Consider the following 23,297-nt stretch of genomic DNA (forward strand, 5'->3'; position numbering starts at 1 on the left):
TCAGCCCGCCGGGGGCGGTGGCGTCACCAGGCCGCGTCCGACGACCGCCAGGACGGCGTCCGTGGCGGACTCGACCTCCGCGGGCGGCAGCGTGCGCAGCGGTCCGTCGACCAGGAGTGCGCTGAGGCCGTGGACCGCGGACCACGCGGCGTACTGGGCACCGGGGCGGTGCCCGGCGGGCATCGCCCCGGCCTCGACCAGGTCGTCGAGTGCTGCGCCCAGGATCAGGTAGGGATCCGTCCCCGGGTCGGCTCGGACGTCTCGGTCTGCGGCTTCGGCGACTTCGGTGGATTCGGCGGTCGGCGGTTCCGGCTCGGTCACGCAGAGCCGCTTGCCGCCCGGTGAGGCTCCGGAGAACGCGGTGCGGAACCAGCCGGGTTCGGTCAGGGCGAAGTCGACGTAGGCGCGGCCGATGGCCTCCAGCCGGTCGGCGGCCCGGGTGGCCGGGTCCGGTGCGGTCGCCCGGGCCGCGCGCTCCAGCATGAGCCGGCCGAGATGGTGCATGCAGCGCTCGCCGACGGCCGCGATGAGGTCCTCGTGGTCGGCGAAGTGTCGGTAGGCGGCGTTGTGGGACACGCCGGCGGCCCGGCTCGCCGCCCTCAGCACCACGGCGTCCGGCCCTCCGGTGCGGGCCAGCGCGACCCCGGCCTCGATCAGGGCCTCCCGCAGTCCGCCGTGGTGGTAGCCCCGGCGGGGCGCGGGCTCGGCGGTGCCTGTGGCGGTCTCCACGGATTCCATGTTGACATTGTCCACTTTGAGTGGAATCGTCGCAAATGTGCCCACTGTCAACATGCTGCTCCGGCAGTACGGAGGCACCCCATGTCCCTCACGGTTCCCCGCCGTCGCGGCGCCGTCCTCTTCGCCGTCTGCCTGGCCGCCTTCGCGATCAACCTCGACACGACGATCGTCAACGTCGCCCTGCCGGACCTCAGCCGCCAGCTGCACGCCACCACGCGCGACCTGCAGTGGATCGTGGACGGCTACAACCTGGCCTTCGCCGCGCTCGTCCTGACCGCCGGCTCCCTCGGCGACCGCTTCGGGCGCAGGCCCGCCCTGCTCCTCGGCCTCGCCTCCTTCGGGCTCGCGAGCGCGCTGGGCGCGATGGCCGGCGGCCCCGGCGTGCTGATCGCCCTGCGCGTGCTGATGGGCGCGAGCGCCGCGGTCATCTTCCCGACCACGCTGTCGGTGATCACCAACACCTTCCCGGACCGGCGCGAGCGCGCGAAGGCCGTCGGCCTGTGGGGCGCGGTCACCGGCCTCGGCGTGGCCGTCGGCCCGGTCTGCGGCGGGCTGCTGCTCGCGCACTTCGCCTGGCCGTCCGTGTTCCTGGCCCTCGTCCCCGTCGCCCTGGTCGCCCTCGCGGCCGCGTGGGTCTGGGTGCCCGAGTCCAGCGCCCCGGCGGAGGCCCGGCTCGACCCCGCCGGTCTCGTGCTGTCCTCCGGCGCGATCGGCACCCTGGTCTACACGGTCATCGAGGCGCCGGTGCGCGGCTGGACGGCCCCCGCGACGATCGCCGGGTTCGCCGTCGCGGCCGCCCTGGCCGCGGCCTTCGTCGTGGTCGAGCGCGCCCGCCCCAGGCCCATGATCGACGTGACCCTGTTCCGCACGCCCGCGTTCGCCGCCGCCAGCGGCTGCGTCACCGTCGCGTTCTTCGCGCTCTTCGGATTCATCTTCCTGGTCACGCAGTACTTCCAGTTCGTCCGCGGGTACGGCACCCTGTCGACCGGCGTGCGGATCCTGCCCGTCGCCGCGACCCTCGCCCTGGGCTCGGTCGGCGGCGTCGCCCTCGCCACCCGCGCCGGCACCCGCGCCGTCGTGACGGCCGGGCTCCTGCTGCTGGCGTCGTCGTTCGGGTGGATCGCCGCCTCGCCGACGTTCAGCTCGTACACGAGCGTCGTCGGGCAGATGGTGCTCATGGGCTTCGGGCTCGGCCTGACCACGGCACCGGCCACCGAGTCGATCCTCAGCGTCCTGCCCCCGGCCAAGGCCGGAGTCGGCTCGGCCGTCAACGACGCCACCCGCGAGGCCGGCGGCACCCTGGGCGTCGCCGTCCTGGGCAGCGTCTTCACCTCGCTCTACGCGCACCACCTCGCGACCACGTCCTTCGGCGCCCTGCCACCGGCGACGGCTGCCGCCGCCCGGCAGTCGGTCGGCGCCGCACTCCGGATCGCCGCCCAGGCGCCCGCGGCGTCGCAGCGGAGCCTGCTCGACGCCGTCCGGCACTCGTTCATGACCGGCTTCCACGTGGCCGGCGTCGTGGCCGCGGCGGTCTGCCTGCTCGGCGTCCTGGCCGCACTCGCCCTGCCCGGCGGACCGCTGACCGCTCCGTCGCCGGCGGCCGGCCGCACGGCACCGGACGCACTGGCCCGCCCGGCGCTGTGACCGCCCGCGACTAAGGCGGGTTCACCGTCCCCGCTCGGCCCGGCGGACGTCCGGGTGGCTCCCGAGGTCTGCTGATCAGCAGTCACCATCGGCTGATCGTCCTATAGTTCTGTCGTTGAACCGGACGGAGGGGAGTCTGTCGATGGGGGACGTCATCACGGTGGATCTCGGCGAGGGCGCGTACGTCCACGCCGAGGTGACGGTGCTGGACCGGGCCGAGGCCGGCGGGGACGCCGGGGTGCGGGACACCGCCGCCAAGGCGCTCGCCGAGCTGCCGCAGCGGCTGGACGCGGTGCGCGAGGTGGTGAAGAGCGTCGGGCGGTGGGCCGCGGACAGCATCGGCGGGACCGGGGCGGCCGTTCCGGACACGCTGGAGGTCGAGTTCGGGCTCAAGCTCGCGGTCAAGTCCGGCGCCGTGATCGGGGTGCTGGCCGAGGCCGGCGGCGAGGCGTCGTTCACCGTCCGGATGAGCTGGGACACCGCCCGGGTCGCGGCGGCGCGGGCCGGCCGCGGGGCCGGGTTCGTGCCGCAGGGCGGCGACGAGCGGTGACCGGGCCGGCCGCGCGCGGTGCCGCGGTCGGGGTGAGGGACAGGGCGGCGTTCCTGGGCAGCGGGTTCCTGGTGGCGCCAGGGCTGGTGCTGACGGCCGCGCACGTGGCGCGCCGGGCCGTGGACGAGCCGGCCGCGGACGGGTGGTTCGGGCGGGCGCCGGTGGTCCGCCCGGCTCGGCGGTTCCCGGCCGATCCGGGGGAGGGGCGCTTCCACGCCTTTCCGGACCTCGCCCTGCTCACGCTCGCCGCGCCCTTCGAGTCGCCGTCACCGCTCGTCCTCGACACCGACATCCCGCCCCCGGGCACGGCCGTCCTCGTGGCCGGCTTCACCCCGTACACCCCGACGCCCGGGGTCCACGGGGACTCGCTGCTGCTCACCGTCGCCGGACCGGCGGCCGGGTACGTGCGGCTGACGGGGGACGAGGTCCGGGACGGGTTCAGCGGCGGCATGGTGATCCGGCTGGACTCCGGCGCCGTCTGCGGCGTGCTCAAGGGCAGCCGGGACTTCGACGGCGTGCGCGGCGGCTGGTTCACGCCGCTGTCGGCGCTGGCCGACGTGCTGCCCGCGGACGATCCGCTGCACGCGCGGCTCGCGGGACGGGTGGCGGAACGTCCGCTGCCCACTGCGCGCGCCCTGCTGCCCGTCCTGCTCCGCGTCCGCGGCATGGACGACCCGGACTTCCGCCTCCTCGTCGTGCGGACGGCGGAGGAGGGCCTGGCCGCCGGCCCGCTGCACGTCGCCCACCGCCCGCACACCACCGACCACCTGCTGGAGCTGGTGCAGGCCTGCCTGCGGCACCGCGACCCGGCCGCGGCGCTGGCCGCCGTGACGGACGCGCTGGAGCTCCTGCGCCTCGGCGACGCCGCCGTCGACGAGCTGCGTACCCTGACGAGCGACCCGGAGGGCGGTCCGTGAGGGAAATGCTCCACCGGCTCGCCAAACTGGGCGGCCACCACAGCCCGCCGGGAGCCCCTCCGGCGCCGGGCGGGCCGGGCGGCCGGACGCCGTGGTCGGCCAAGACGGACGCCGTGCTCCACGCGTTCCTGTGCGAGGTGCCCGACCTCGACCAGCCGGAGAGCCGCCACCTGCTCCTGGCCGACCTGCGGGACCGGCTCGGGCCGTCCGCGCCGTTCGTCGTACCGGACGGCCCGCAGGCGCGGGACCACCTCCTGCAACTGGTCCGCGCCTGCCGCCAGTGGCACGAACCGTTCCACGCGCTCAGCGAACTCGCCGAGTCCCTGCGGACCTTGCGCCCCGGCACCGCCGCCGTCGGATGGCTGGACGCCGCCGTCGACGCCGTCGTCAAGCCCAGACTGCTGGACCCGCAGGCGCAGCTCGTCCTCCTGTGGACGCTGCGCTCGCTGAACCCCCGGCCGAGGCCGGCCCGGGTCCTGCACCTCGTGGAGTCGGCGTGCGAGCCCGGCGAGACCCACCCGGTCCGGCCGCAGGACGGCCTGCCGGAGGCGGTGAGCCGCCTCAACCAGGCCCGGCTGGACGACGGCCCCCCGCTGCTGCTGCGCTTCCTCGTCCGCCTCGCCGCGGCGTGCCCCGGGCCGGAGGCCGTCCTGCTGACCGACCTCGTCAAGCGCCACGCCCATGAACTCGGCCTGACCGAAGGCGACTTGGCCGCCCCGACGCGGCAGAACCGGGAGGCGGCGGGCCCCGCCCAGCACCACCCGCTGGTCCTGCAGATCACCTTGGACGACGTCTCGCCGGTCGGCTCCGACACCGAGCCCGTCTACGAGTTCGAGGCCGCCCTCTACAGCACCGACGAGCAGCCCTGGCGCCTGATCTCCAAACGGGCGGGCGACGAACCCCTGCCCCGCTCCGCGCTGGAGCAGCACGGCAGCCGGCACCTGACCACCTGGGGCGACCTGGCCGCCGCGGCGGCGAACGCCGACGGCCTACGGGTGGAGTTCCTGCTGCCCTGGTCCCTGCTCGGCCACCCCGCCGAACTCTGGCCGATGGACGAGGACGGCTACCGCGTCGGCATGCACTTCCCGGTCGTGGTGCGCTCGCTGGACCGGATCAGGTCCGCGTTCTGGCACACCGCGTGGAAGAACAAGTGGCGGGCCCTGGAGGCCACGGTGGAGAGCAGCGGCCCCGGCACCGTCGCCGACCTGCCCGGCTGGATCGTCCACCCGGACGGCACCGCCCCGATCGACGCCGAGCTCACCGGGCGCGCCCTGCACCTCGGCGACACCAAGGGCGACGTCCGGCGCTGGCTGGACAGCCGGCCGCAGACCGCGATCCTCGCGCTGTCCTTCCCGTACGCCTACCACCCGAAGCGGCGCGGGGTCGGACACCAGGCCGTCAAGGACGCCGTGCGCGAGGGCATCCCGGTCATGATCTGGCGGCGCGACGACACCGGCAGCCCGGCCGAGATCAACATGCTGTTGGCCGAGCTGTCCGCCACCCAGCTGCCCGCCCTGGCCACCCACGTCCAGCGCCGCCGCCGGGCGGCCAGGGAGGACGACGGGAGCGACCTCGGCCACCACCTCACCCTGCTCTGGGACGAGCCCGGGCACGCCGCCTGGCTCGCCCCGGCCCCGTTCCGCGCCCCCGTTCCCGTCCCCACCCCGGTCTCCGCCCCCGTCTCCTCGACCGCTCCGTCGCCGGAAGGACCACACGCATGACCACCGCCCCGGACGACACCGGCGGCCCGGACTGGTGGATCTACAGGTCCACCGGCTCCCCGCACGACGGCATCCGCGACCTCCCCGACGCCCCGCCCTGGCGCTCCTTCCGCCGCGAGGACGACGTCGCCGACCTGCCCGCGCCGCCCGAGATGGCCGAGGCCGTGGCCGCCCGCAAACTCGGCCGCGCCCACCAGGCCGCCGCCTACCAGGCCGACGAGAAGGAGATCCACCTCGTCAACATGGCCCTGCACCTGCGCCGCCCGCTGCTCGTCACCGGCCCGCCCGGAGTCGGCAAGTCCACGCTCGCCCACAGCGTCGCGCACGAGCTGCGCCTCGGCCCCGTGCTGCACTGGCCCATCACCAGCCGCTCCACCCTCCAGGAGGGCCAGTACCACTACGACGCGATCGGCCGCCTCCAGGACACCGGACTGCGCCCCGCCGACGCCGACGGCCGCTCCCGGCCCGCCCCCGGCATCGGCCCCTACCTGCGGCTCGGCCCGCTCGGCACCGCGCTGCTGCCCTGGGACCGGCCGCGCGTCCTGCTCGTCGACGAGATCGACAAGGCCGACCTCGACCTGCCGAACGACCTGCTCACCGTCTTCGAGGAGGGCGAGTTCGTCATCCCCGAACTCAGCCGCCTCGACGACGAGGAGGCCCGCGTCATGACCGCCGACGACGAGGGCTGGGCCCCGCTGCACCGCGGCCGGGTCCGCTGCACGGAGTTCCCGCTGGTCGTCCTCACCAGCAACGAGGAACGCGAGTTCCCGCCCGCCTTCCTCCGCCGCTGCCTGCGCCTGGAGATCCCCCGCCCGGGCCCCGACAAGCTGGCCCGCATGGTCGCCGCCCACCTCGCCGGCCCGACCGCCGTCCCCGCCGCGGTGCGCGAGCAGCTGATCGCCCGCTTCCTCGCCAAGCAGCACGAGGAGGGCGCCGACCTCGCCAACGACCAGCTGCTCAACGCCCTCCTGATGGCCTCCCGCGGCCTGTGGGACGACGAAGCCGGACGGCGCCTGGTCGACCGCGACCTCCTGCGCTCGCTAGAGGAGCGCTGACCCCACCGTGCCCGCCACCCCGGTGCCCGCCACCCGCGTCCCCCCGGAGCTCCTGCGCCAGCTCGGCCGCCTCCTGACCGCCGACGGCGCCGAGCCGGCGGGCAGCACCGACCCGCGCGACCTGGCCGACGTGCTCTGGCTCGCGCGGGCCTGCGGGCTGCGCCCGGACGCCCCGCCGGACGCGCCGCAGGACCGCCCGATCCCGGGGCTGGCGCTCCCGCCGCTGCCCGCCGTCGACCCGGCCGCGGACGAGCAGGCCACCGCGGCGTGGAGCGCGGCGCTGCGGGCCGCGGTGGACCGGGCGGCGGCCGAGAGCGGTACGACGCCGCAACCCGTTCCGCAGGGTCCGCCCACTCCCCGACCCGCCGAGCCCGAGCCGGTGATCCCCCTCCACCTGCCGCCCGCGCCCGGCCCGCCCGCCGCGAGCGCCGCACCCGCCGCGACCGTGCGCAGCCCCGCCCGACCCGCACTCACCGGCACCCTCGCCCTCTCCCGCGCCCTGCGCCCGCTGCGCCGCACCGTCCGCTCCACCCGCGAACTCGTCCTCGACGAGGAAGCCACCGTCTCCGCCTCCGGCCAGGCCGGGCTGCTCCTCCCGGTCTGGCGCGGCGCCCCCGAACGCTGGCTCGACGTCGACCTCGTCATCGACGGCGGCCCGACCATGGCCGTGTGGTCCGCCCTCGGCGACGACCTCGGCGCACTGCTGCGCCGCCACGGCGCGTTCCACCGCGTACGCGTGTGGTCCGTCCACAACCGCGACGGGGCGCCCGCCCTCGCACCGCGCGGCGCGACCGCGCAGGGACGGGAGTTCGGCCTGACCGCCGACCCGCGCGGACGCCGCGTGATCCTGCTGCTCACGGACGGCGTCGGCCCGCTCTGGCACAGCGGCGCGCTGCCCGCGGCCATGCGCGGGTGGAGCCGGCACGCCCCGGTCACCGTCCTCCAGGTGCTGCCGCGCCGCCACTGGCACCGCACGGCCCTACGGCCCGTCCCGGCCCGCGCCCGCCTCCGGCCGGGGGAGCGGCCGACGGTCGTCCACGCGCCCGAGGACGACGGGTGGGGCGCCCCCGGGACGGCCTGGGCCGGCGTCCTGGAACTGCGGGCGGACTGGCTCGCCCCCTGGGCGCGCATGCTGTCCGGACGGGCGTCGGACTGGACGCCGGCCCTGGCCGTGCCGCTGGACGGGCACGTGACCGGCTCCGACCCGTCGCCGCCCGCCGACGAACCGCCCGCCCACCTGCTCGCCCGCTTCCGGCGGGAGGCCTCCCCGACGGCGTACGAACTCGCCGGCCTCCTGGCCGCGGCGCCCCTCAGCCTGCCGGTCATGCGGCACGTGCAGGCGGCGATGCTCCGCGACTCCTCCGCCATGCACCTCGCCGAGATCTACCTGTCCGGCCTGCTCGAACGGCGCTCCCCGGTACGGCCCGGCGAGGACCCGGAGACGGTGCTGTACGACTTCCGCCCGGGCGTGCGGGAGCGGCTGCTCGGCACGCTGACGCGCAGCGAGTCCGCCCAGGTCCTGCGCGTGCTGGCCGGGGTCTCCCAGTCGGTGGCGGGTGCGTTCGGCGGCACGCTCGACTTCCGCGCCCTGGCGGCGCTCGCCGACGCCGGCTCGGGCACCGGAGCCGGACTGCCGGCGGAGAGCGTCCCGTTCGCCGAGGTGGCGGTGGAGGTGCTCCGCGGCCTCGGCGGCGCCGACCGGGCACTGGCGGAACGGCTGGCGGTGAGCCTGCCGGCGGTGGCGCGGGCGGCGGCGGTGGCACGGGCGGCGGTGGAGCCCCAGGCGGAAGCGACGCCGAAGAAGCGGGCCCGGAAGCGGGAACCGGACGCGTCGCCCATGGTGATCCCCGGGGCGGCGATGGAATTCGCCGCGTGGTTCCCCGACCTGAACGGTGCGGACGAACCCCGCCCGGAACGGCGCTGGTGGCAGCGGCGCAGGCCGGCGGGCGGGGAGACCGCCGTGCCCCCTCCCGACGCGACCCGGCCGGCCTGGAACAACCTTCCACCCGACCTGCCCGACGTGACGGGCTGGGAGAGCCGGCTCGTCCAGGTCGAGCGCATCCTGCATCCCGGCGGCTCCGCGGGGGGAGCCCGCCGTACGGTCCGGCCGGCCGGCCGTTCGCTCTGCGTGCTGCAAGGCCCGAAGCACACCGGCAAGACCTCCGTGGCGCTCGCCTACGCGCACCTCCACCTCGCCGACTACACGATGGTGTGGTGGGTGGACGGCCGCAGTCGCGACACGGTCGCGCGGTCCCTCGACAGCCTGGCCGCCGTGCACGGCGCGCCGCCGGGAAGCGACGTCACGACCGAGCGGAACCGGTGGCTGACCGAGCACCCGGGCTGGCTGATCGTCATCGACGACCTCGGCAGGAACTTCCCCGACCACGAGCGCTGGATGGCCGGTACGTCACCGCGCACGCTGCTGGGTGACTGCTGGCCGCCCGACGGCTACGGCAGCGTCCTGATCACCTCCCGCGTGGTGACCACCGAACGCGCCGTGCTGGACGGACACGTCCTCCAGTTCCCCGCCTACCAACGGCGGTCCGAGCCGCGCTCCGCGGCCTCCACGAAGGCGGCGGAGGACGACCTCGCCGCCCTGCCCGACGTGCTCTCCCGGGCCACCGACACCGCGGTGGCGCCGAGGGCCGGGGCCGGCCGGGAACCGGCCCGGCCGGCACCCGAACCACCGGTCGACTACGGTCCGCTGCTCGCCGGACTCGGCGGCGAGGCACTGGACGCCCTCGCGGTCTGCGCCTTCCTGGACCTCGCCGGAATATCCGTGGAACTGGTCAACCACGGCCTGCGCGCCTCCCACCGGAGGGGAGCGTCGCTCTCGCCCGACGCGTTGGAGCAGGTGTCCGCCGCGCGGTTGCTGCGGCTCGTTCCGGACGGCCGCGGTTCGCTGTCCTTCCACATGGCGGTCGGCCTGCAGCGCGCCGTCCGGGCGCGGATGACGTCCGACGAGCGGAAGGAGTGGGCGACCACCGCCCTCCGCGCCGTACTCGAAGGCTTCCCGTCCGACCCGACGCCCCGCGAGGGCTGGGCCGCCTGCACGGCTCTCCTCCCGCACGCCCACACGGTGCTCCAACACTCGGCACTGGAGGGCGACGTGGTGCAGCCCGCTGCCGAGCTCCTCTACCGGCTGGCGAGGTTCCGTGCGGCCCAGGGCGACTACGACGCCGCCGAGGCGTACCTGCGTCAGCGCCGGACGCTGGTCCGTGGAGCGCCGGGCACGTCGGTGTACGCGGTGGTGCTGATGGCCGGCGTCCTCTACGGTGCGGGCCGGTTCGACCAGGCCCTCGAAAGCGTCGAGGAGGCGCTCGCGCTGCCCGGGGGCGGGACCGTCCGCGCCCGCCGACTGGCCGCCGCCATCCACCGGGAGCGGTACCGACTGGACGCGTCCAGAAGCGAGTTGTCCGCGGCGGCCGAGACGATCAGGTCGGCCCGCACCCCGGCCGTGTCCGACCTCCTCGTCGAGGCGGAGGTGCACCGCGAACTCGGCCTCACCGAGTTGGAGGCCGGTGAGCTGGACGTGGCCGAGACCCACCTCGAACACGCCTGGACCGGGCTGCTCCGCTTCGGCTCGGACCTGCCGGCCGGCGCGGAGGTGCTGGAGGTGGCGATCCGTCAGGACCGCGCCCGGCTCTCCCTCCTCCAGGGCCGCCCCAGCCTCTCGGCCTGCGAAGTCCTGGCGGCGGCGATCCGCAAGGCCGGGACCGGTCAGGACGTCGAGGGGCTCGACGTGATCATGGCCGCCAGTGAGACGCTGGTGGACGTCATGCGCGAGTACCTCGACCAGCTGAAGTCCCGCTGGGAGGCCAGTCCGGAGACCTACCAGCAGCTCCGCGTCCGGCAGTTGGCGCAGATGGCGGCCGTCGCCGACGCGGTCCTGGCCTACCGCCGGGAACGCGCGGAGAAGCAGCCCCACCGCCTCGGCGCCTCGCTCGACATGTACGGCATGCTGCTGTCCGCCCTCGGGCGGCACGACGAGGCCGGGGCCGCACTCGACGAGGCGGCGGTCCTGCACCGCCGGGTCCACGGCGAGAGCCGCCCCCACCCCGCCCTGGGAGAGAACCGCTGGCGCCTGGCCCAGGTGCTGGCGGCGAAGGGGGACGGTGAGGAGGCTGCCCGCCTGGCCGGCAGCGCCCACGAGTACCTCCGTGAGTGCCTCGGCCCCGACCATCCCCGCCTGCGCCCGATCGCGCGCTTTACCGGCGGCGGATGAGGTATTCGGAAATTGACCGGGGGCAGTCATTCGGCGCTAGCAAAGAAACGTTTCTTCAGAAAAGTGGTCAGGAGGAATTCCTGATCGAGTATCAGAACGATATCGATGACTCCCGAGGGGCGCGCACATCCGCCGGAACCCTGACACTTGGCGCAGGGTTCCGGCGTCCTTTCGAGGAGTGGCAGAGTGAGCGACCCGCAGGGCGCATCCGCCAGGCCGAGGCCTGGGGCAGGTCGGTTCATGCCGACGGACGGCGCCGGTTCGGAACCGCAACCGATTCCTGTGCCCGGCATGCAAGAGCTCCGTGACGTATGAGGTTTCCGGGTTCGCCTTCCTGGACGCGGCCGTCGGAATTCCGGGCGACGCGCAGGGAGCGGCCGGGAAAATCGCCACCTTGAGGGGAACGGATGGCCGCCATGAAGGAAACCGCACTCAGGGCGCTGGGCAGAGCCGTGGTCGGCGCCGCAGTCCTGGCCCTGCTCGCGGCGTGCTCCGGCACGCCGCTCCCGGCACCGGCCGGCGGCCCCGGGGCGGCCGGAGGCGCGGCCGCGCCGAGCCCGGCCGGCGGGTCGGGCATCGAGGGCCTCGTCCTGCCCCGCGGCGGCCCGGCCGCGACCCCGACGGCCGCCGCGCTGCGCGGGCTGACCGCGGCGCAGATCCTCACCGAGGCCGGGACGAACTCGGACCAGGTCACCTCGTACCGGAAGAAGACGGTCGAACACGCGCTGTCGTCCATCGGCAGCAACCCCGTCTCGTACGCCGAGGGGGTCTGGGACGTCCACGTCACGCCCGTCGGCTGCGCGGGCACGCTGACGGCGACGCCCGCCCCGAACGGCGGCGCGGCGGCCGTGCCGGAGGTGGTGGAGGCCGTCCTGATCGGGGCCGACGAATGGGTCAGGTCCAACGCCGCCGGCGCCCGGGACTGGACCCCGGACCTGCCGGCGGACCGGGTCGGCACCTGGGTCAAGCAGACGTCGGACGCGCCCACGAGCCCGCTGGACGCCGACGTGTGCGATGCCGGCGGCGACGGGTCGAAGACGGACCTGAGCGACGTCGGCACGGTGACCGCGGGTCCCGCCGTGACCGTCGACGGCCAGGCCTGTCTGACCTTCGCCGAGGCGGAGAGCGGGGCCGTCTTCGCGGTCACCGACACCGACCACCCGTACGTCGTCGCCGCGCAGCTCGCGGTGCTGCCGGGACAGCCCGGGCCGGCCGGCACCGCCCCCGCCGGGGTCCGGCCCGCCATGACGACCGTGGTCAGCGAGATCGGTTCGGCGTACCCGATCGCCGCGCCGCCCGCCGACCAGGTCTACGGCGGCTGATCACTGCGGGCGCCGCCGGGGCCGGGGCCGGGAGTCGGGGCCCCGGCGGCGGCGCGCCGGCCGCGGCTTCTCCTCCGGGCGTGTCGGAGACCGCCGCAGTGGGAAAACGGCTCGTTGCCACCCGTTGTCCAGGGGGCGGGAAGGAGGCGGCGATGCACGGGCGTGCGCTCTCGGCGCAGGAGCGGCAGGTGCTCGCGGAGATCGAGGCGGGGCTGCGGGCGACGGACGGGCGGCTGCACCGTCGGCTCAGCACGATGAGGCCCCGGATGTCGCCGTGGTTCCCGGGGGTGGCCCGGGTGGCCGGGCGGGTGCCCATGACGGCGCTGATGGTGTTGGTGGCGCTGTCGTTCATCGTCCTGCGCGCGAGCCTGCAGGCCCCTTCGGCCGTCGACCTCACGGCCGTCGGCCTCGTGTGGGCGGCGGTGCTCGTCCTGCTGTCCGCACGCGTCGTCGCCGGCCGTCGCAGGCGGCGGGGGCGCTGACGGGCCGGCGCGTCAGCGCTCGGGAACCCGCCGACGACGGGTGGAGCGGAGGCCGCTGACGACGGGTCGTTCCGGCCGCCGCGAATCCCGCGCGTGTTCGGCCGCCTCACCCGATCCGGCGAACCGGGCGGTGCGGTGCGCCGAGTCGTTCGCGGGGGGCTGGATACTCCGGGATCACGTGCGTGCCCACCACATCGTGCCGGAGGGGCCGCCGCACGCCTCCACCCCCGTCCGGAAGGACCTCCGTCCATGCACCCGATCCCCGGCCCCGGCCGCCCCGACGTCGAGCAGGCCGCCGCCAGGTCGACCACCGCGACCACCGTCATGCCGCCCCCTGCCTTCGTGCCCGATCCGGAGGAGGCCGGCGCCGACGGGTACACGTGGCCCGGGCTGGACGAGGAGTTCACCCGCGAGGTCGTCGCGATCGCGCGGAAGTCCGAGGGGCGCGAGCTGGCCGAGTCCCAGGTCTTCGAGATCGTGCGGGCGCAGCCGCAGGCGCAGGGGCTGCCGCTGCGCCTGCGTTCGCACCTGCGTCGCGAGCTGGACGCGTTCGTCGCCTCGTACCACCGGGTGATCGAGACGGTCGTGGCCGCCTGGGAGCACGACCGCGGACTGCGCGAGGTCGTGACGGTTCCGCAGGCCCTGCACGATCACGTGGCCGCCGCCCGCGACACGCGAGTGCACCTGCTGCGGATCGACCTGCTGCCCCAACCCGACGGCACGCTCCGGGTGCTGGAGACCAACGCCAACTGCCCCGGCGGCCTGCCCGGCGCCGGCCGGGGCCGCACGGCCTGGCGGCCGCTGCTGGACCGGCACGGCATCAGCCTGCCGCCCCCGCTGCCCGCCGACGACCCCGCCTGGCCGGGGAGTTGGCTGGTGCGCGTCGCCGAGCAGCACACCGGCACCCGCCCCGAGACCGTCGCCCTGCTCTGCCCGGACGGCAGTTACCGCGCCGACACCCGCGACTACGACACCGCCCTGACGGCGCTCGGGGTCCGCGTCCTCCACGCGGACCCGCGCGAACTCGTGGCCGACGGGCGCCACGGCGTCACCCTGCACGGGGAACCGGTGCGGCACGCGTTCGCCAAGGTCGGCATCCAGGACCTGCTGCGGATGGGCGACGGCGCGGCGCCGTACCTGGAGGCCGTGCGCGAGGGCGGCCTGTTCGTGCAGAACGGGCTGCGCGGACGCCTGATCGGCGACAACAAGCTGTGCCTCGCGGTGCTCTCGGACCCGCGCTTCGCGCACCTCTTCGATCCAGCCGACTACCGGCGGGTCCACCCCGCCGTCCCGTGGTCGCGCAACCTCGCGCACTGCGACGCCGCGACCCTCCGCGCCGTCGTTCGGGACCGCGAACGCTACGTCCTCAAGCGGCCGTTGGACACCCGCGGCCACGGTGTGGTGATCGGCCGGGAGACCGCCGAGAGGTCGGCCTGGGAGGCGGCCGTCGGCCTCGCGGGCGCCGAGGGGTGGCTCGTCCAGGAGTACGTGACCAGCCCCCACCTCCACGGTGTCGTGGACGGGCCGGCTCCCCGCCACGACGTGGCCCTGGGCGCGGTCGACGGCCGTCTCGTCTCCGCCTTCGCCCGCGCCAGCCACGGGGAGCGCCACAACGTCGCGGGCTCCGGGCGGCCGCACCCGGTGTACCTGTGACCCGGGCGCCGGGGCCTCCGCTCCGGCCGGTGCTCACCGGCGGGTGCTCACGCCTCCGCGAGGCGTCTGATCCCGTCCAGGGTCGTCCGCATGCCCTGCCGCAGCATGCCCAGCCTGAGCGCCATGATCTCCTCCTCGCGCCCGGGCTCGGCGGCGATGGCCCGGCTCAGGTACGAGCTGCCCGCGCCGAGGGTGACGGAGTGCCGGAGCCGGGTGCCGTCGCCCTCGGGTTCGAGGTCGAGCCGCCAGCGGGCCACCGGCCGGTCGAAGCCGCCCTTGAAGCCGCGGACGTCCCAGCCGAACGCCCGCTCCGGCCGGTGGTCGGCGATCCGCGAGACGGTCTCCCACTGCCCCAGGAGCTCGTTGCGGTTGCGGCCGACGAAGGTCGCGCCGACGGCCGGCCCGGTGGCGCCGTCGAGCCATTCGGCCTCGTACAGCTCCCCGCCGAACCTGGTCGGCACGGTGATGTCGCTGACCAGGGCCCAGACCCTCGCGGACGGCGCCGCGACGTACACGTCCAGTTCGACCGTCGGGCCGTCCACCAACCGCACCATCGTCGTCCTTCTTCCCCTGCCGCACCATTGCGACGTCGCCCACGATAGTGCCGCCGGGCGGCGCGGCTCTACCGATCGGTAACCGGTTTCGCGCGGACGGCCCGTCCCGCCGCCGTCCCCGGTTGGCTTGCGGGGCGGGCCCGTTGGGGTTCGAACTGCTTCCGCGCGTCGCTGCGAGGGCCCCGGGGACGGGTTGTCAGAGAGGCCTGCCAGGATGCTCCCATGCTCGTCACCCATCCTGACCTGGGCCTGGCCCGACCCCTGCCTCCACCCGCGCTGAGCGGGGAGTTCGAGGTGCACCTCACCGTGGAGCCGGGCGCCGTCGACGCGCTCGCCGAGTGGGCCGCGGCCAACGGCCTGACGTACACGCACATCCTGCTCGCCCGCGGCGCCGCCGTGTCGCAGCCTATGCTCAACCTCCGCGCCTCCGGCACGCTCGACGAGGTCGCCGCCGCGGCGGCCCGCACGGCGCGGCGCCTGACCGACGCGGGCTTCGCCGTCCTGCGGGCCAAGGTCGAGGCCACGCCCTGGGCCGACGGCGTCCCCGCGACGGACGGCGAGGCCGCGCAGCACGGGCCCGGGCGGTACTTCGAGCACCACGTCAAGCTGCTGCTCGTCCCCGGCGAGGACACCGTCCGGCTGGCCGCGCTCGCCGTGCGGCACGGCGCGCACCTGTCGCGCAACGCCCGCCGGGTGCGCGCGGACGGGCTGCGGGAGCAGTTCGTCACGCAGCGCTGCCGCCTGGTGGGGCTGGCCACGGCCGGGCGGCGGCTGGACGCGCTGCTGGGCGAGCTGGCGGTCGACGGGCGCGAGGTCGTCTCGGTGGAGCGGGAGTTCGTCGCCGTGGACAGCGACGAGGCGCTGGACAGCGGCTGGATCACTCAAGAGCAGTGCACCGAGGGCCGGAGCACTGGTGGAAGGGCCGCCGGGGGCCGGGTCGCCCCGCGGCGCGCGGAAGGAGCAGCACGATGACCGAGGACCGCACCGCGACGTGGGAGGACCTGCCGTACGGGCCCTGGGAGGACGTGGTGCTGCCCAAGCAGCCGCCGTCCGAGGAGGTCCGCGCCGAGCAGGACCTGCCCAGGAGCCTCCGGCCGATCGACGACGAGACCGTCACCCAGCAGCCGGTCTTCGACCCCGCCCTGGCCGGCTACGCCCGCGCGCTGCGCCCCAGCGAGCCCGCCTTCGCCGACCCCGCGGTGGCCGCGCGCTGGCTGGCGGCCCGGCGCGAGGCGCTGAACACGGTGCTGTCCGCCGTCGCCCGCTCCGCCTGGGCCGAGCACCTGGTGCTGCGGGGCAGCGTGCTGCTGCGCGCCTGGTACGGCGAGGAGGCGCGCGAGCCGGGCGATCTGGACTTCGTGGTGCGGCCCGTGGAGTGGCAGCTGGAGGACGAGCGGACGGGCCGCATGCTCGACGAACTCGCCGCCTCCGCCGACGAGTCGTCGTCGTCCGGGGCGGGCGCGTGCGGCGTGCGCCTGCACGCGGACCGGGCGGTCGCCGACGAGATCTGGACGTACAGCCGCGTGCCGGGCCGGCGCCTGGTCCTGCCGTGGACGGCGCCGGGCGTGCCCGAGGGCACCGTCCAGCTGGACTTCGTCTTCACCGAGCACCTGCCGGCCGAGCCGCGGCAGGTCGAACTCCCCGGCGTCGACGGCCCGCTGGTCGCCGCCACGCCGGAGCTCTCGCTGGCCTGGAAGATCCTCTGGCTGATCTCGGACAACCACCCGCAGGGCAAGGACCTCCACGACGCGGTCCTGCTCGCCCGCACGGCCCGGGTCCCGTACGAGCTGCTGCGCGACGTCTTCCTGCGCTCGGAGGAGAACTGGGCGTGGTGGCCGGTGCTCCCGGACGCGATCGCCGAACTCGACGTCGACTGGGACGAGTTCGCGAAGGACCACCCCGCCTTCACCGAAGCGGTCGAGGCGTACCCGGCCGAACTGCTCGCCTCCCTCGCCCCCACCTTCGCCGGACGCGGCGAGTACGCCCTGCGCGCGCTGTGGATGGCTCCCGTGGTGGACGGCCTGCGGGAGCTCATGGCCCGCGAGGGCCTCGACGCGGTCCTCCGGCAGCTGAGCGAACGCCGCACCCGGCCGGAACGCCTCCTGATGGTGGCCTCCGAGTTGCTCGACGGCGACCTTGAGCGCGCCCACCTGGCCGTGATCGCCCACCTGGACGACCCGGCGGACCCGCGCCTCAAGAAGCTCCAGGAGACCTGCACCCGCCTCACCGCCGACCGAGCGGCCCCCACCGCTCCGTAAACCGGTGGCCGGCGCGGTGCGGTGCGGTGAATCGTCAGGGTGTTGACGCGTTGTATATCCGCCCCTGCGAGCGTTCGGACGCCCTGTCATACCTGAGCAAGGAGCGTCATCGGTGTTTCGAACGACCATGGTCCGCACGGCTGTCACCGGCGCGGCCGTTTCACTCTCGGTGCTGGGAGCCCTCGCCGTGGGCACGGGGGATCCCGTACGGCCGACCTCGCCGGCCCCGGCCTGCGACGGGTCCGCCGGCGTGCACTGCGCGGCGGGCCACATCATCTGGAACGGGACGGGGCTCCTTCCTTCTCCCGACCCGCAGCCGTAAGGGTTCCGGTGGCGGTCGCCAGTGCGGTGAGGAGCGGTTTCGCGTCGGCCGTCGCCCGAGGGCCAAGCCGGCCGAGCAGCAGGCGCGCGCTCGCCTCGTGACCCCGGGCCGCGCCGTGGTCGCCGCGGGCGGTCAGCGCGTGGGCCAGGACCAGGTGGGCGAGGGCGCGTTCGCGCTGTCGCCCACCTTCGTCCGCGAGGTCCAGGGCCCGCTGCGCCTGGTGGACGGCCTCGTCGGCCCGCCCGAGCAGGCGCAGGACGTCGGCCAGGCGGCTCCGGGCGGCCGACTCGCGGTCGAGGTCGCCGGTGAGGCTCGCGCCGTCGATGCAGGAGCGCAGGTGTGCCGCGGCGTCGTCGAGCCGCGCCGACTCCTGGTAGGCGAGGCCGAGGACGTAGTGCACGTAGGCGGTCATCGCGGGGTCGGCCGCCGCGCCCGGTGTCGCGAGGATGCCGCGGCAGGCCGATGCCGCCCCGGCGGCGTCACCGCTGCGGATCCGGGAGAGGGCCGCGTTCGCGCTGCTCGCCACCTCGCCGGAGCGGTGCCCGAGTTGTCGGGCGAGGGCGGCCGCCTCGTCGAAGGCCGTGATCGCCTCCTCGTGGCGGCCCTCGGCCTGGGCGATGAGGCCCTGATCGTTGAGGGCCTGCCGGAGGATGGCCCGGTCGCCCGCCTCCCGGCAGGCCCGGGCGGCCAGTCGGGCCTGGGCGTCGGCCTCGTCGAGCCGGGCGCGGGCCAGCAGGATCGTGCAGAGGAGGAAGCGCGACCGGCCCTCCGCCGTGCGGGCGTGGTCGCGGTCGTGGTCGCTGCACGCGACCGCCGCGTCGACGAGCAGGCGGGCCGCCTCCTCGGCCCGGCCGCCCAGGGCGCCGAGGCCGAGCGGGGTGAGGGCGATCAGCAGGTCGATGGCCGCGCGCAGGGCGGCCACCGGGAGCACGGGCACCGTCGCGACGGCGGCCGCGAGCGCCACCGCACCGGGGATCTCGGCCCGCGCCCATCGGCGGGCGTCCGCAGGGTCGGTGAAGCCCCGGACGGCGGCCGACGGCGGGCGCGGCGAGCCGAAGACGTCGGCGACCGGGTCTCCGGGCACCGCTAGCGCGAAGGCCGTACGGGCGCAGCCGAGCAGGAGCGCCAGCAGCCGCTCGTGGGCGGCGGCCCGTTCGTGCTCGCCGGTCCGCAGCGAGGTCCGGCGGGCGAAGGCGCGCACGAGGTCGTGGTACCGGTAGCGCCCGGCGCCGATCGACTCCAGCAGGGCCTGGTCGACCAGTGCCTCCGCGAGGCGCTCCGCCTGGTCCTCCGTCAGGCCGAGGACGGCGGCCGCGGCGGCCAGGCCGATGTCGGGTTCCACCCAGGCGAGCATCCTGAACGCCGTTGCCAGGGGCGGCGGAAGCAGCCGGTAGCCGACCGCGAAGACCTGCTCGATCTCGACGTCTCCCGTGCGGAGCGCACCGATCCCGTGATCGGCCAGGTGCCGCACGAGGTCGGCGATCGGCTGGTCGGGCTCGGCGGCGAGCCGGGCCGCCGCGATCCGTACGGCCAGAGGGAGCCGGCCGCAGGCCTCGACGAGCAGCGCGGCCTGGACGCTCTGCGCGGACCGGCGCGCCCTGCCGATCACCGCGTCGAGCAGCCCGAGCGCCTCGCGCTCGCTGAACACGTCCAGCGCGATGTGCAGCACCGACGGCACGCTGTTGAGCACCGCGCGGCTGGTGACGACGACCGCGCAGTCCGGCGATCCGGGCAGGAGCGGTTGGATCTGCGCGTCGTCGCGCGCGTTGTCGAGGAGGATGAGCAGCCGTCGTCCGGCGGTGGCGGTCCGGAAGAGGGCCGACCTGCCCGCGAGGTCCTTCGGGACGGCGGCCTCCCGGACGCCCAGCGCGGTGAGGAAGTCCGCGAGGATGTCCGACGCGCTCGCGGGCACCAGGTCGGCGCCGCGCAGGTCCGCGTACAGCCGGCCGTCCGGGAAGCCGGGGCGTACGGTGTGGGCGGCCCGTACGGCGAGGGCCGTCTTTCCGACGCCGCCCATGCCGGTGACGGTCACCAGCCGCAGGCCGGGGCCGGTCCGTTCGGTCAGTGCCCGTCCGATCCGGGCGATGTGCTCCTGCCGCCCGGTGAACTGGGCTGGGGGCGGAGGTAGTTGGTCCAGCTGAACGGGCCGGCTGGGTGCGGGAGCGGTCCTCGACCCGGCGGGGGAGTCCGCATCGAGTTCGTGGCACAGGGCCGAGAGCTCGGGCCCCGGTTCGAGGCCCAGGTGTTCCACGAGCCGTAATCGGAGCGCGTCGTAGACCGCGCGCGCCTCGGGCATCCGGCCCTGCCGCTGCAGCGCGAGGATGAGCAGCCCGTGCAGGCGCTCGCGGAACGGGTGGTCGGCGGCCAGCGCCTCCAGCTCCGGCAGGCAGCCGGAGGGGCCGTCGAGCGCCACGTCGAGGGCGAGCCGCTCCTCGCGCAGGGCGAGGCGCAACTGCGACAGCCGTTCGCGCTCGCGGCGCATGAGCGGCCCGGGCAGGCCGGCGAGCGGCTCGCCGCGCCACTGGGCCAGCGCCTCGGTCAGCATGTCCCGGGCATCCGCGGGCCGCTCGGCGGAACACTTCCCGGCCTGCTCCTTGAGGCGCCCGACCCGCCACAGGTCCACGCGGTCCGGTTCGACCGCCAGGCGGTACCCGCGCGCCTGGGACAGCAACACCCTCGGCGAGTCGCGGACGGGCTCCAGCAGGTTCCGCAACCGCCACACGTAGGTCCGCAGGGTGACGTCCGGCGCACCGGACGGCCGTTCGCCCCACAGCCCGGCGACCAGCTCCTCCACCGGGACGACCGTGTTCGGCCGCAGCAGCAGGGCGGCCAGCACGGACCGCTGCCGCGGGCCGCCCAGCGCCACGTCCGCACCGGCGCGCCGCACGCGGAGGTCGCCGAGCAGCGCGAAGCTCGGCCGATCCGGATCACTACCTGGCCGCACGGGCGGTCCCCACAATCTGACGCAGCGTCGGATGCTGCCCCGGGCGCCCATCCTCGCTGGCGCGGCGTCTGGTTCGCAAGGGAAGGATCGGTGCACAGGTGCCGGGTGCCGCCCGCGGGTTCCCGGGGACGTCCGTCCCCGGGAACCCGTGCGGGTCAGTACCGCTTGATGGCGGTGAGCCAGGCCTGGTTGCCCTGGGCGACGCCGGCGTAGCTGCCCTGCCACTGGCGGGCGGGGGCGCCGTCGTCGGTGCGCCAGTCGGCGATCTCCAGCAGCTTGGCGGAGTTGAAGTTGGCGATGCCGAGCTCGCCCCGGTCGCCGAGGGTGCCGACGTAGTTCCAGTGCTGGTTGCCGCCCCAGGAGCAGTCCCACTGGCGGGCCGGGGCGCCGTCGTCGGTGCGCCAGTCGGCGATCTCCAGGCACTTGCCGGAGTTCCGGTTCACCAGCTCGAAGCCACCGCTGTCGGGCACGTAGTCCCAGATCTGGTTGGCGCCGCCGGTGCAGTCCCACTGGCGGGCGGGGGCGCCGTTGTCGGTGCGCCAGTCGGCGATCTCCAGGCACTTGCCGGAGTTGACGTTGACCAGGGTGCTGGTCGTCGGGTTGCCGAAGCTGCCGCCGACGGCGGACGCGGGGGTGGCCGGCACGGCGGCGGCCAGCGTGAGGGCGGCACCGGCGGCGACTGCGGCCGTACGGGCGCGGGGGAGGGCGTTGCGGATGGTCAAGAAGGACCGGTCCCTTGCACGAGGAGCAGGAGCAGGGGAGGCGGGCGGACGCGCACGCGCCCCCGATCCGCGTCGGCCCGGCCCCGGTACGACACCGGTGTTCCGTTCCCCCTACGGTTCGGACGGGTGTCCGCACCGCCGACGCGCGTGAATCGTACGCGGGTGCGGGTGAACGTCGGGCCAAGAATCGATCAAGGATGGGAAAGTCCGGTCGGGCCGCGCAGACGTCAGGTCTTCGGGGGCTGCGACTGGGGGTGGGCGATCGGGACGGGCCGGCCGGTGACGGCGTCGGTCAATGGCCGTGTCCCGAGCGGTTGATGAAGCACGGTCTTGACCTGCGCGTATCCGCCGTCCTCGCAGCCGACGTCCGGGCCCGAGGCGTCCCGGCGGCTCAACAGCAGGGTGACCTGGTCCGCGGTCTCCCGTGCCACCAGGTCGGGCTTGTAGTCGCAACCGCCCCAGCCGACCTCCACGGTGATCGTGCGGTCGTCCGCCAGGACGGTCGGGTTCCACGCGTTGAGCCCGCCGCCGGCATTGATCCGGCCGAGGACCGAGGCGTCGCGTCTCGTGTACGGAAGCTCGTGGTGGGAGAACTGGTCCCACCACGTGTAGTAGCCCCCCGCCCCGAGCCCGATCAGCCCCACCACGGCCAGCCAGCGCTTGCGTGTCGTCGGTTCCACGTCCGCCCCTCCCCTTGTTGCGGATCATGGTGGTCCGGCCGTACGTACTCGCCGAGCGGTGGGCGGCACACCCCTGCCGCCGTCGCCCGTACGGCCGTACCCGACCGACCCCTTCGGTCCGGTGTCGGAGCTCGCCGTGGTGCCGTTGTTACTCTCCGGAGACCTGCCGCGCGGGGGAGCCGGTCACCGACCAGAAGCGAGGGAACGTGGACATGGCGAGCGTCGGCTCCGATCCGGCTCTGGCGGCCCCTGCCGCGCGGCTGGTCAGTGTGTGGCGGCAGCGCGACTTCCAGGTCCTGTGGTCGGCGCACACCGTGAGCGAGTTCGGGACGCGGATCACGTTCTTCGTCATTCCGGTGCTCGCGCTGACGACGCTCTCCGCGTCGACCGGCCAGCTCGGGCTCGTCTCGGCGATGGAGACCCTGCCGTTCCTCCTGGTCGGCCTGCCGGCGGGCGCGCTGCTCGACCGGTGGGACCGCCGGCGCGTGATGGTCGTGGCGGACGTCGGCCGGGCCGTGGCGATCGTCGTGCTGCCGGTCGGACACCTCGCGGGGGTGCTGAGTGTGCCGCTGCTCTGTGCGGTGGGGTTCGCCATCGGGCTGTGCACGGTGTTCTTCGACATCGCCGACCAGGCCTTCCTGCCGACGGTCGTGGCGCGGGAGCAGACCCCGGACGGCAACAGCAGGCTCGAATTCTCCCGCTCGACGGCGGAGTTGGCGGGGCCCAGCATCGGTGGTCTGCTGCTGCAGGTGGTCACCGCGCCGCTGGTCCTGGTCGTCAACTCCGTGAGTTACCTGGTGTCCGCGCTGCTGCTCTGCCTCATCCGGATTCCCCGGACGCAGGCGCCGCAGCCCGCGGTCAGGGCCTCGATGCGCAGCCAGATCGCCGAGGGACTGCGGTTCGTCTTCCGTCACCGGATCCTGCGGTCCCTGGCGCTGGCGACGGGCATCAGCAACCTCGTCGGGCTGGGCGGCGCGCTGGGGGCGGTCCTGACCGCGTACGCCCTGCGCGACCTCGGGCTGTCGCCGGGGGAGCTGGGGCTGGCCCTGAGCGTGGGCAACTGCGGTGCGCTGCTGGGGGCGGCGCTCAGCAGCCGGCTCATCAGGCTCGTCGGGCTCGGTCCGGTCCTGGTCGCGGCGAAGTCGATGTCGGGGATCGCCGTGCTCGTGCTCGCGACGGCGGCGCCGGCCCGCGCGGTGCTCACGCTGAGTGTCGCGACCGGCATCATGGCGTGCGGCATCACCGTCTACAACATCAGCCAGGTGAGCCTGCGCCAGGCCATCACGCCCACCGGCCTGCAGGGCCGGATGAACGCCTCCGTCCGGTTCGCCATCTGGGGCACCCGCCCGGTCGGGGCGCTGGCGGGCGGCTACCTCGGGTCCGTCCTCGGCACGCGCCTGACGCTGTGGACGATCGCCGGGATCGGCCTGCTCTCCTGCCTGCCCCTGATCGCGACGGAGGACGTGCGGACGCTGCGGGCTTTCCCGTCCCTGTTGCTCGACTGACCGGA

Annotated in this window: 17 protein-coding genes; 12 read left to right on the plus strand and 5 right to left on the minus strand. The window is 75.2% G+C overall.

Annotation, left to right across the window (positions count from 1 at the left end):
* Complete coding sequence (locus tag ACFVSN_RS18800; protein WP_387956192.1) at nucleotides 1–729, minus strand: TetR/AcrR family transcriptional regulator; 729 nt, start codon at nucleotides 727–729, stop codon at nucleotides 1–3.
* 90 nt (nucleotides 730–819) lie between these two features.
* On the opposite strand from ACFVSN_RS18800, the gene ACFVSN_RS18805 reads away from it, so the two are divergent.
* The 9 genes from ACFVSN_RS18805 to ACFVSN_RS18845 all read left to right on the plus strand — a co-directional run bounded on the left by ACFVSN_RS18805 (nucleotide 820) and on the right by ACFVSN_RS18845 (nucleotide 14,307).
* Nucleotides 820–2,382: an MFS transporter gene (locus ACFVSN_RS18805; RefSeq protein WP_387956193.1), complete on the plus strand. Its 1,563-nt coding sequence runs from the start codon at nucleotides 820–822 to the stop codon at nucleotides 2,380–2,382.
* Nucleotides 2,383–2,497: 115 nt separating this feature from the next.
* Nucleotides 2,498–2,932 carry a CU044_2847 family protein gene (locus ACFVSN_RS18810; protein ID WP_380442850.1) on the plus strand — a complete coding sequence of 145 codons (435 nt, stop codon included), beginning with the start codon at nucleotides 2,498–2,500 and terminating at the stop codon, nucleotides 2,930–2,932.
* Between the two features lie 32 nt (nucleotides 2,933–2,964).
* Complete coding sequence (locus tag ACFVSN_RS18815; RefSeq protein ID WP_387956194.1) at nucleotides 2,965–3,849, plus strand: trypsin-like peptidase domain-containing protein; 885 nt, start codon at nucleotides 2,965–2,967, stop codon at nucleotides 3,847–3,849.
* Nucleotides 3,850–3,854: 5 nt separating this feature from the next.
* Entirely contained in the window at nucleotides 3,855–5,570 is a 1,716-nt protein-coding gene (locus ACFVSN_RS18820) for a hypothetical protein (RefSeq protein WP_387956231.1), read from the plus strand.
* The gene (locus tag ACFVSN_RS18825) at nucleotides 5,567–6,625 is read left to right on the plus strand and encodes an AAA family ATPase (protein WP_380491990.1); all 1,059 of its coding nucleotides are present in this window, start codon (nucleotides 5,567–5,569) and stop codon (nucleotides 6,623–6,625) included. Before ACFVSN_RS18820 ends, ACFVSN_RS18825 begins: the two co-directional genes overlap by 4 nt.
* 7 nt (nucleotides 6,626–6,632) lie before the next feature.
* Nucleotides 6,633–10,850, plus strand: coding sequence for an SAV_2336 N-terminal domain-related protein (locus tag ACFVSN_RS18830; protein ID WP_387956195.1), 4,218 nt, complete (start codon nucleotides 6,633–6,635; stop codon nucleotides 10,848–10,850).
* A 416-nt stretch (nucleotides 10,851–11,266) separates the two neighbouring features.
* The gene (locus tag ACFVSN_RS18835) at nucleotides 11,267–12,172 is read left to right on the plus strand and encodes a hypothetical protein (protein ID WP_387956196.1); all 906 of its coding nucleotides are present in this window, start codon (nucleotides 11,267–11,269) and stop codon (nucleotides 12,170–12,172) included.
* Between the two features lie 152 nt (nucleotides 12,173–12,324).
* Entirely contained in the window at nucleotides 12,325–12,654 is a 330-nt protein-coding gene (locus ACFVSN_RS18840; protein ID WP_387956197.1) for a DUF3040 domain-containing protein, read from the plus strand.
* Between the two features lie 249 nt (nucleotides 12,655–12,903).
* Nucleotides 12,904–14,307: a hypothetical protein gene (locus ACFVSN_RS18845; RefSeq protein WP_387956198.1), complete on the plus strand. Its 1,404-nt coding sequence runs from the start codon at nucleotides 12,904–12,906 to the stop codon at nucleotides 14,305–14,307.
* Between the two features lie 47 nt (nucleotides 14,308–14,354).
* Here ACFVSN_RS18845 and ACFVSN_RS18850 read toward each other — a convergent pair whose 3' ends face one another.
* On the minus strand, nucleotides 14,355–14,861 hold the full coding sequence (locus ACFVSN_RS18850; RefSeq protein ID WP_387956199.1) for an SRPBCC family protein: 507 nt from the start codon (nucleotides 14,859–14,861) through the stop codon (nucleotides 14,355–14,357).
* A 222-nt stretch (nucleotides 14,862–15,083) separates the two neighbouring features.
* Between ACFVSN_RS18850 and ACFVSN_RS18855 the strand changes: the two genes are divergently transcribed.
* A complete protein-coding gene (locus ACFVSN_RS18855; protein ID WP_380448950.1) occupies nucleotides 15,084–15,833 on the plus strand; it encodes a hypothetical protein in 750 nt (249 codons plus the stop codon).
* On the plus strand, nucleotides 15,830–17,119 hold the full coding sequence (locus tag ACFVSN_RS18860) for a nucleotidyl transferase AbiEii/AbiGii toxin family protein (RefSeq protein ID WP_387956200.1): 1,290 nt from the start codon (nucleotides 15,830–15,832) through the stop codon (nucleotides 17,117–17,119). Before ACFVSN_RS18855 ends, ACFVSN_RS18860 begins: the two co-directional genes overlap by 4 nt.
* Nucleotides 17,120–17,391: 272 nt before the next feature.
* On the opposite strand, the gene ACFVSN_RS18865 is transcribed toward ACFVSN_RS18860, so the two are convergent.
* From ACFVSN_RS18865 to ACFVSN_RS18875, 3 genes are all read right to left on the minus strand, one after another.
* Nucleotides 17,392–20,385, minus strand: coding sequence for a BTAD domain-containing putative transcriptional regulator (locus tag ACFVSN_RS18865; protein WP_387956201.1), 2,994 nt, complete (start codon nucleotides 20,383–20,385; stop codon nucleotides 17,392–17,394).
* Between the two features lie 155 nt (nucleotides 20,386–20,540).
* Nucleotides 20,541–21,107 (minus strand): RICIN domain-containing protein, encoded by a 567-nt coding sequence (locus tag ACFVSN_RS18870; RefSeq protein WP_380445752.1) that lies wholly within the window; start codon nucleotides 21,105–21,107, stop codon nucleotides 20,541–20,543.
* Nucleotides 21,108–21,334: 227 nt separating this feature from the next.
* Nucleotides 21,335–21,787 carry a hypothetical protein gene (locus ACFVSN_RS18875; RefSeq protein ID WP_387956202.1) on the minus strand — a complete coding sequence of 151 codons (453 nt, stop codon included), beginning with the start codon at nucleotides 21,785–21,787 and terminating at the stop codon, nucleotides 21,335–21,337.
* Between the two features lie 212 nt (nucleotides 21,788–21,999).
* On the opposite strand from ACFVSN_RS18875, the gene ACFVSN_RS18880 reads away from it, so the two are divergent.
* The gene (locus ACFVSN_RS18880; protein ID WP_387956203.1) at nucleotides 22,000–23,292 is read left to right on the plus strand and encodes an MFS transporter; all 1,293 of its coding nucleotides are present in this window, start codon (nucleotides 22,000–22,002) and stop codon (nucleotides 23,290–23,292) included.
* Nucleotides 23,293–23,297 lie beyond the last annotated feature (5 nt).

Origin of the sequence: Kitasatospora sp. NPDC057904 (genome assembly GCF_042887925.1) — a bacterium.
Classification (GTDB): domain Bacteria; phylum Actinomycetota; class Actinomycetes; order Streptomycetales; family Streptomycetaceae; genus Kitasatospora.

What these genes read in the sequence shown, in the direction of transcription:
- ACFVSN_RS18805 (WP_387956193.1), top strand. Translation starts at nt 820, where the DNA reads ATGTCCCTCACGGTTCCCCGCCGTCGCGGCGCCGTCCTCTTCGCCGTC.
- ACFVSN_RS18820 (WP_387956231.1), top strand. Translation starts at nt 3,855, where the DNA reads ATGCTCCACCGGCTCGCCAAACTGGGCGGCCACCACAGCCCGCCGGGA.
- ACFVSN_RS18825 (WP_380491990.1), top strand. Translation starts at nt 5,567, where the DNA reads ATGACCACCGCCCCGGACGACACCGGCGGCCCGGACTGGTGGATCTAC.
- ACFVSN_RS18835 (WP_387956196.1), top strand. Translation starts at nt 11,267, where the DNA reads ATGAAGGAAACCGCACTCAGGGCGCTGGGCAGAGCCGTGGTCGGCGCC.
- ACFVSN_RS18840 (WP_387956197.1), top strand. Translation starts at nt 12,325, where the DNA reads ATGCACGGGCGTGCGCTCTCGGCGCAGGAGCGGCAGGTGCTCGCGGAG.
- ACFVSN_RS18845 (WP_387956198.1), top strand. Translation starts at nt 12,904, where the DNA reads ATGCACCCGATCCCCGGCCCCGGCCGCCCCGACGTCGAGCAGGCCGCC.
- ACFVSN_RS18850 (WP_387956199.1), bottom strand. Translation starts at nt 14,861, where the DNA reads ATGGTGCGGTTGGTGGACGGCCCGACGGTCGAACTGGACGTGTACGTC.
- ACFVSN_RS18855 (WP_380448950.1), top strand. Translation starts at nt 15,084, where the DNA reads ATGCTCGTCACCCATCCTGACCTGGGCCTGGCCCGACCCCTGCCTCCA.
- ACFVSN_RS18860 (WP_387956200.1), top strand. Translation starts at nt 15,830, where the DNA reads ATGACCGAGGACCGCACCGCGACGTGGGAGGACCTGCCGTACGGGCCC.
- ACFVSN_RS18880 (WP_387956203.1), top strand. Translation starts at nt 22,000, where the DNA reads ATGGCGAGCGTCGGCTCCGATCCGGCTCTGGCGGCCCCTGCCGCGCGG.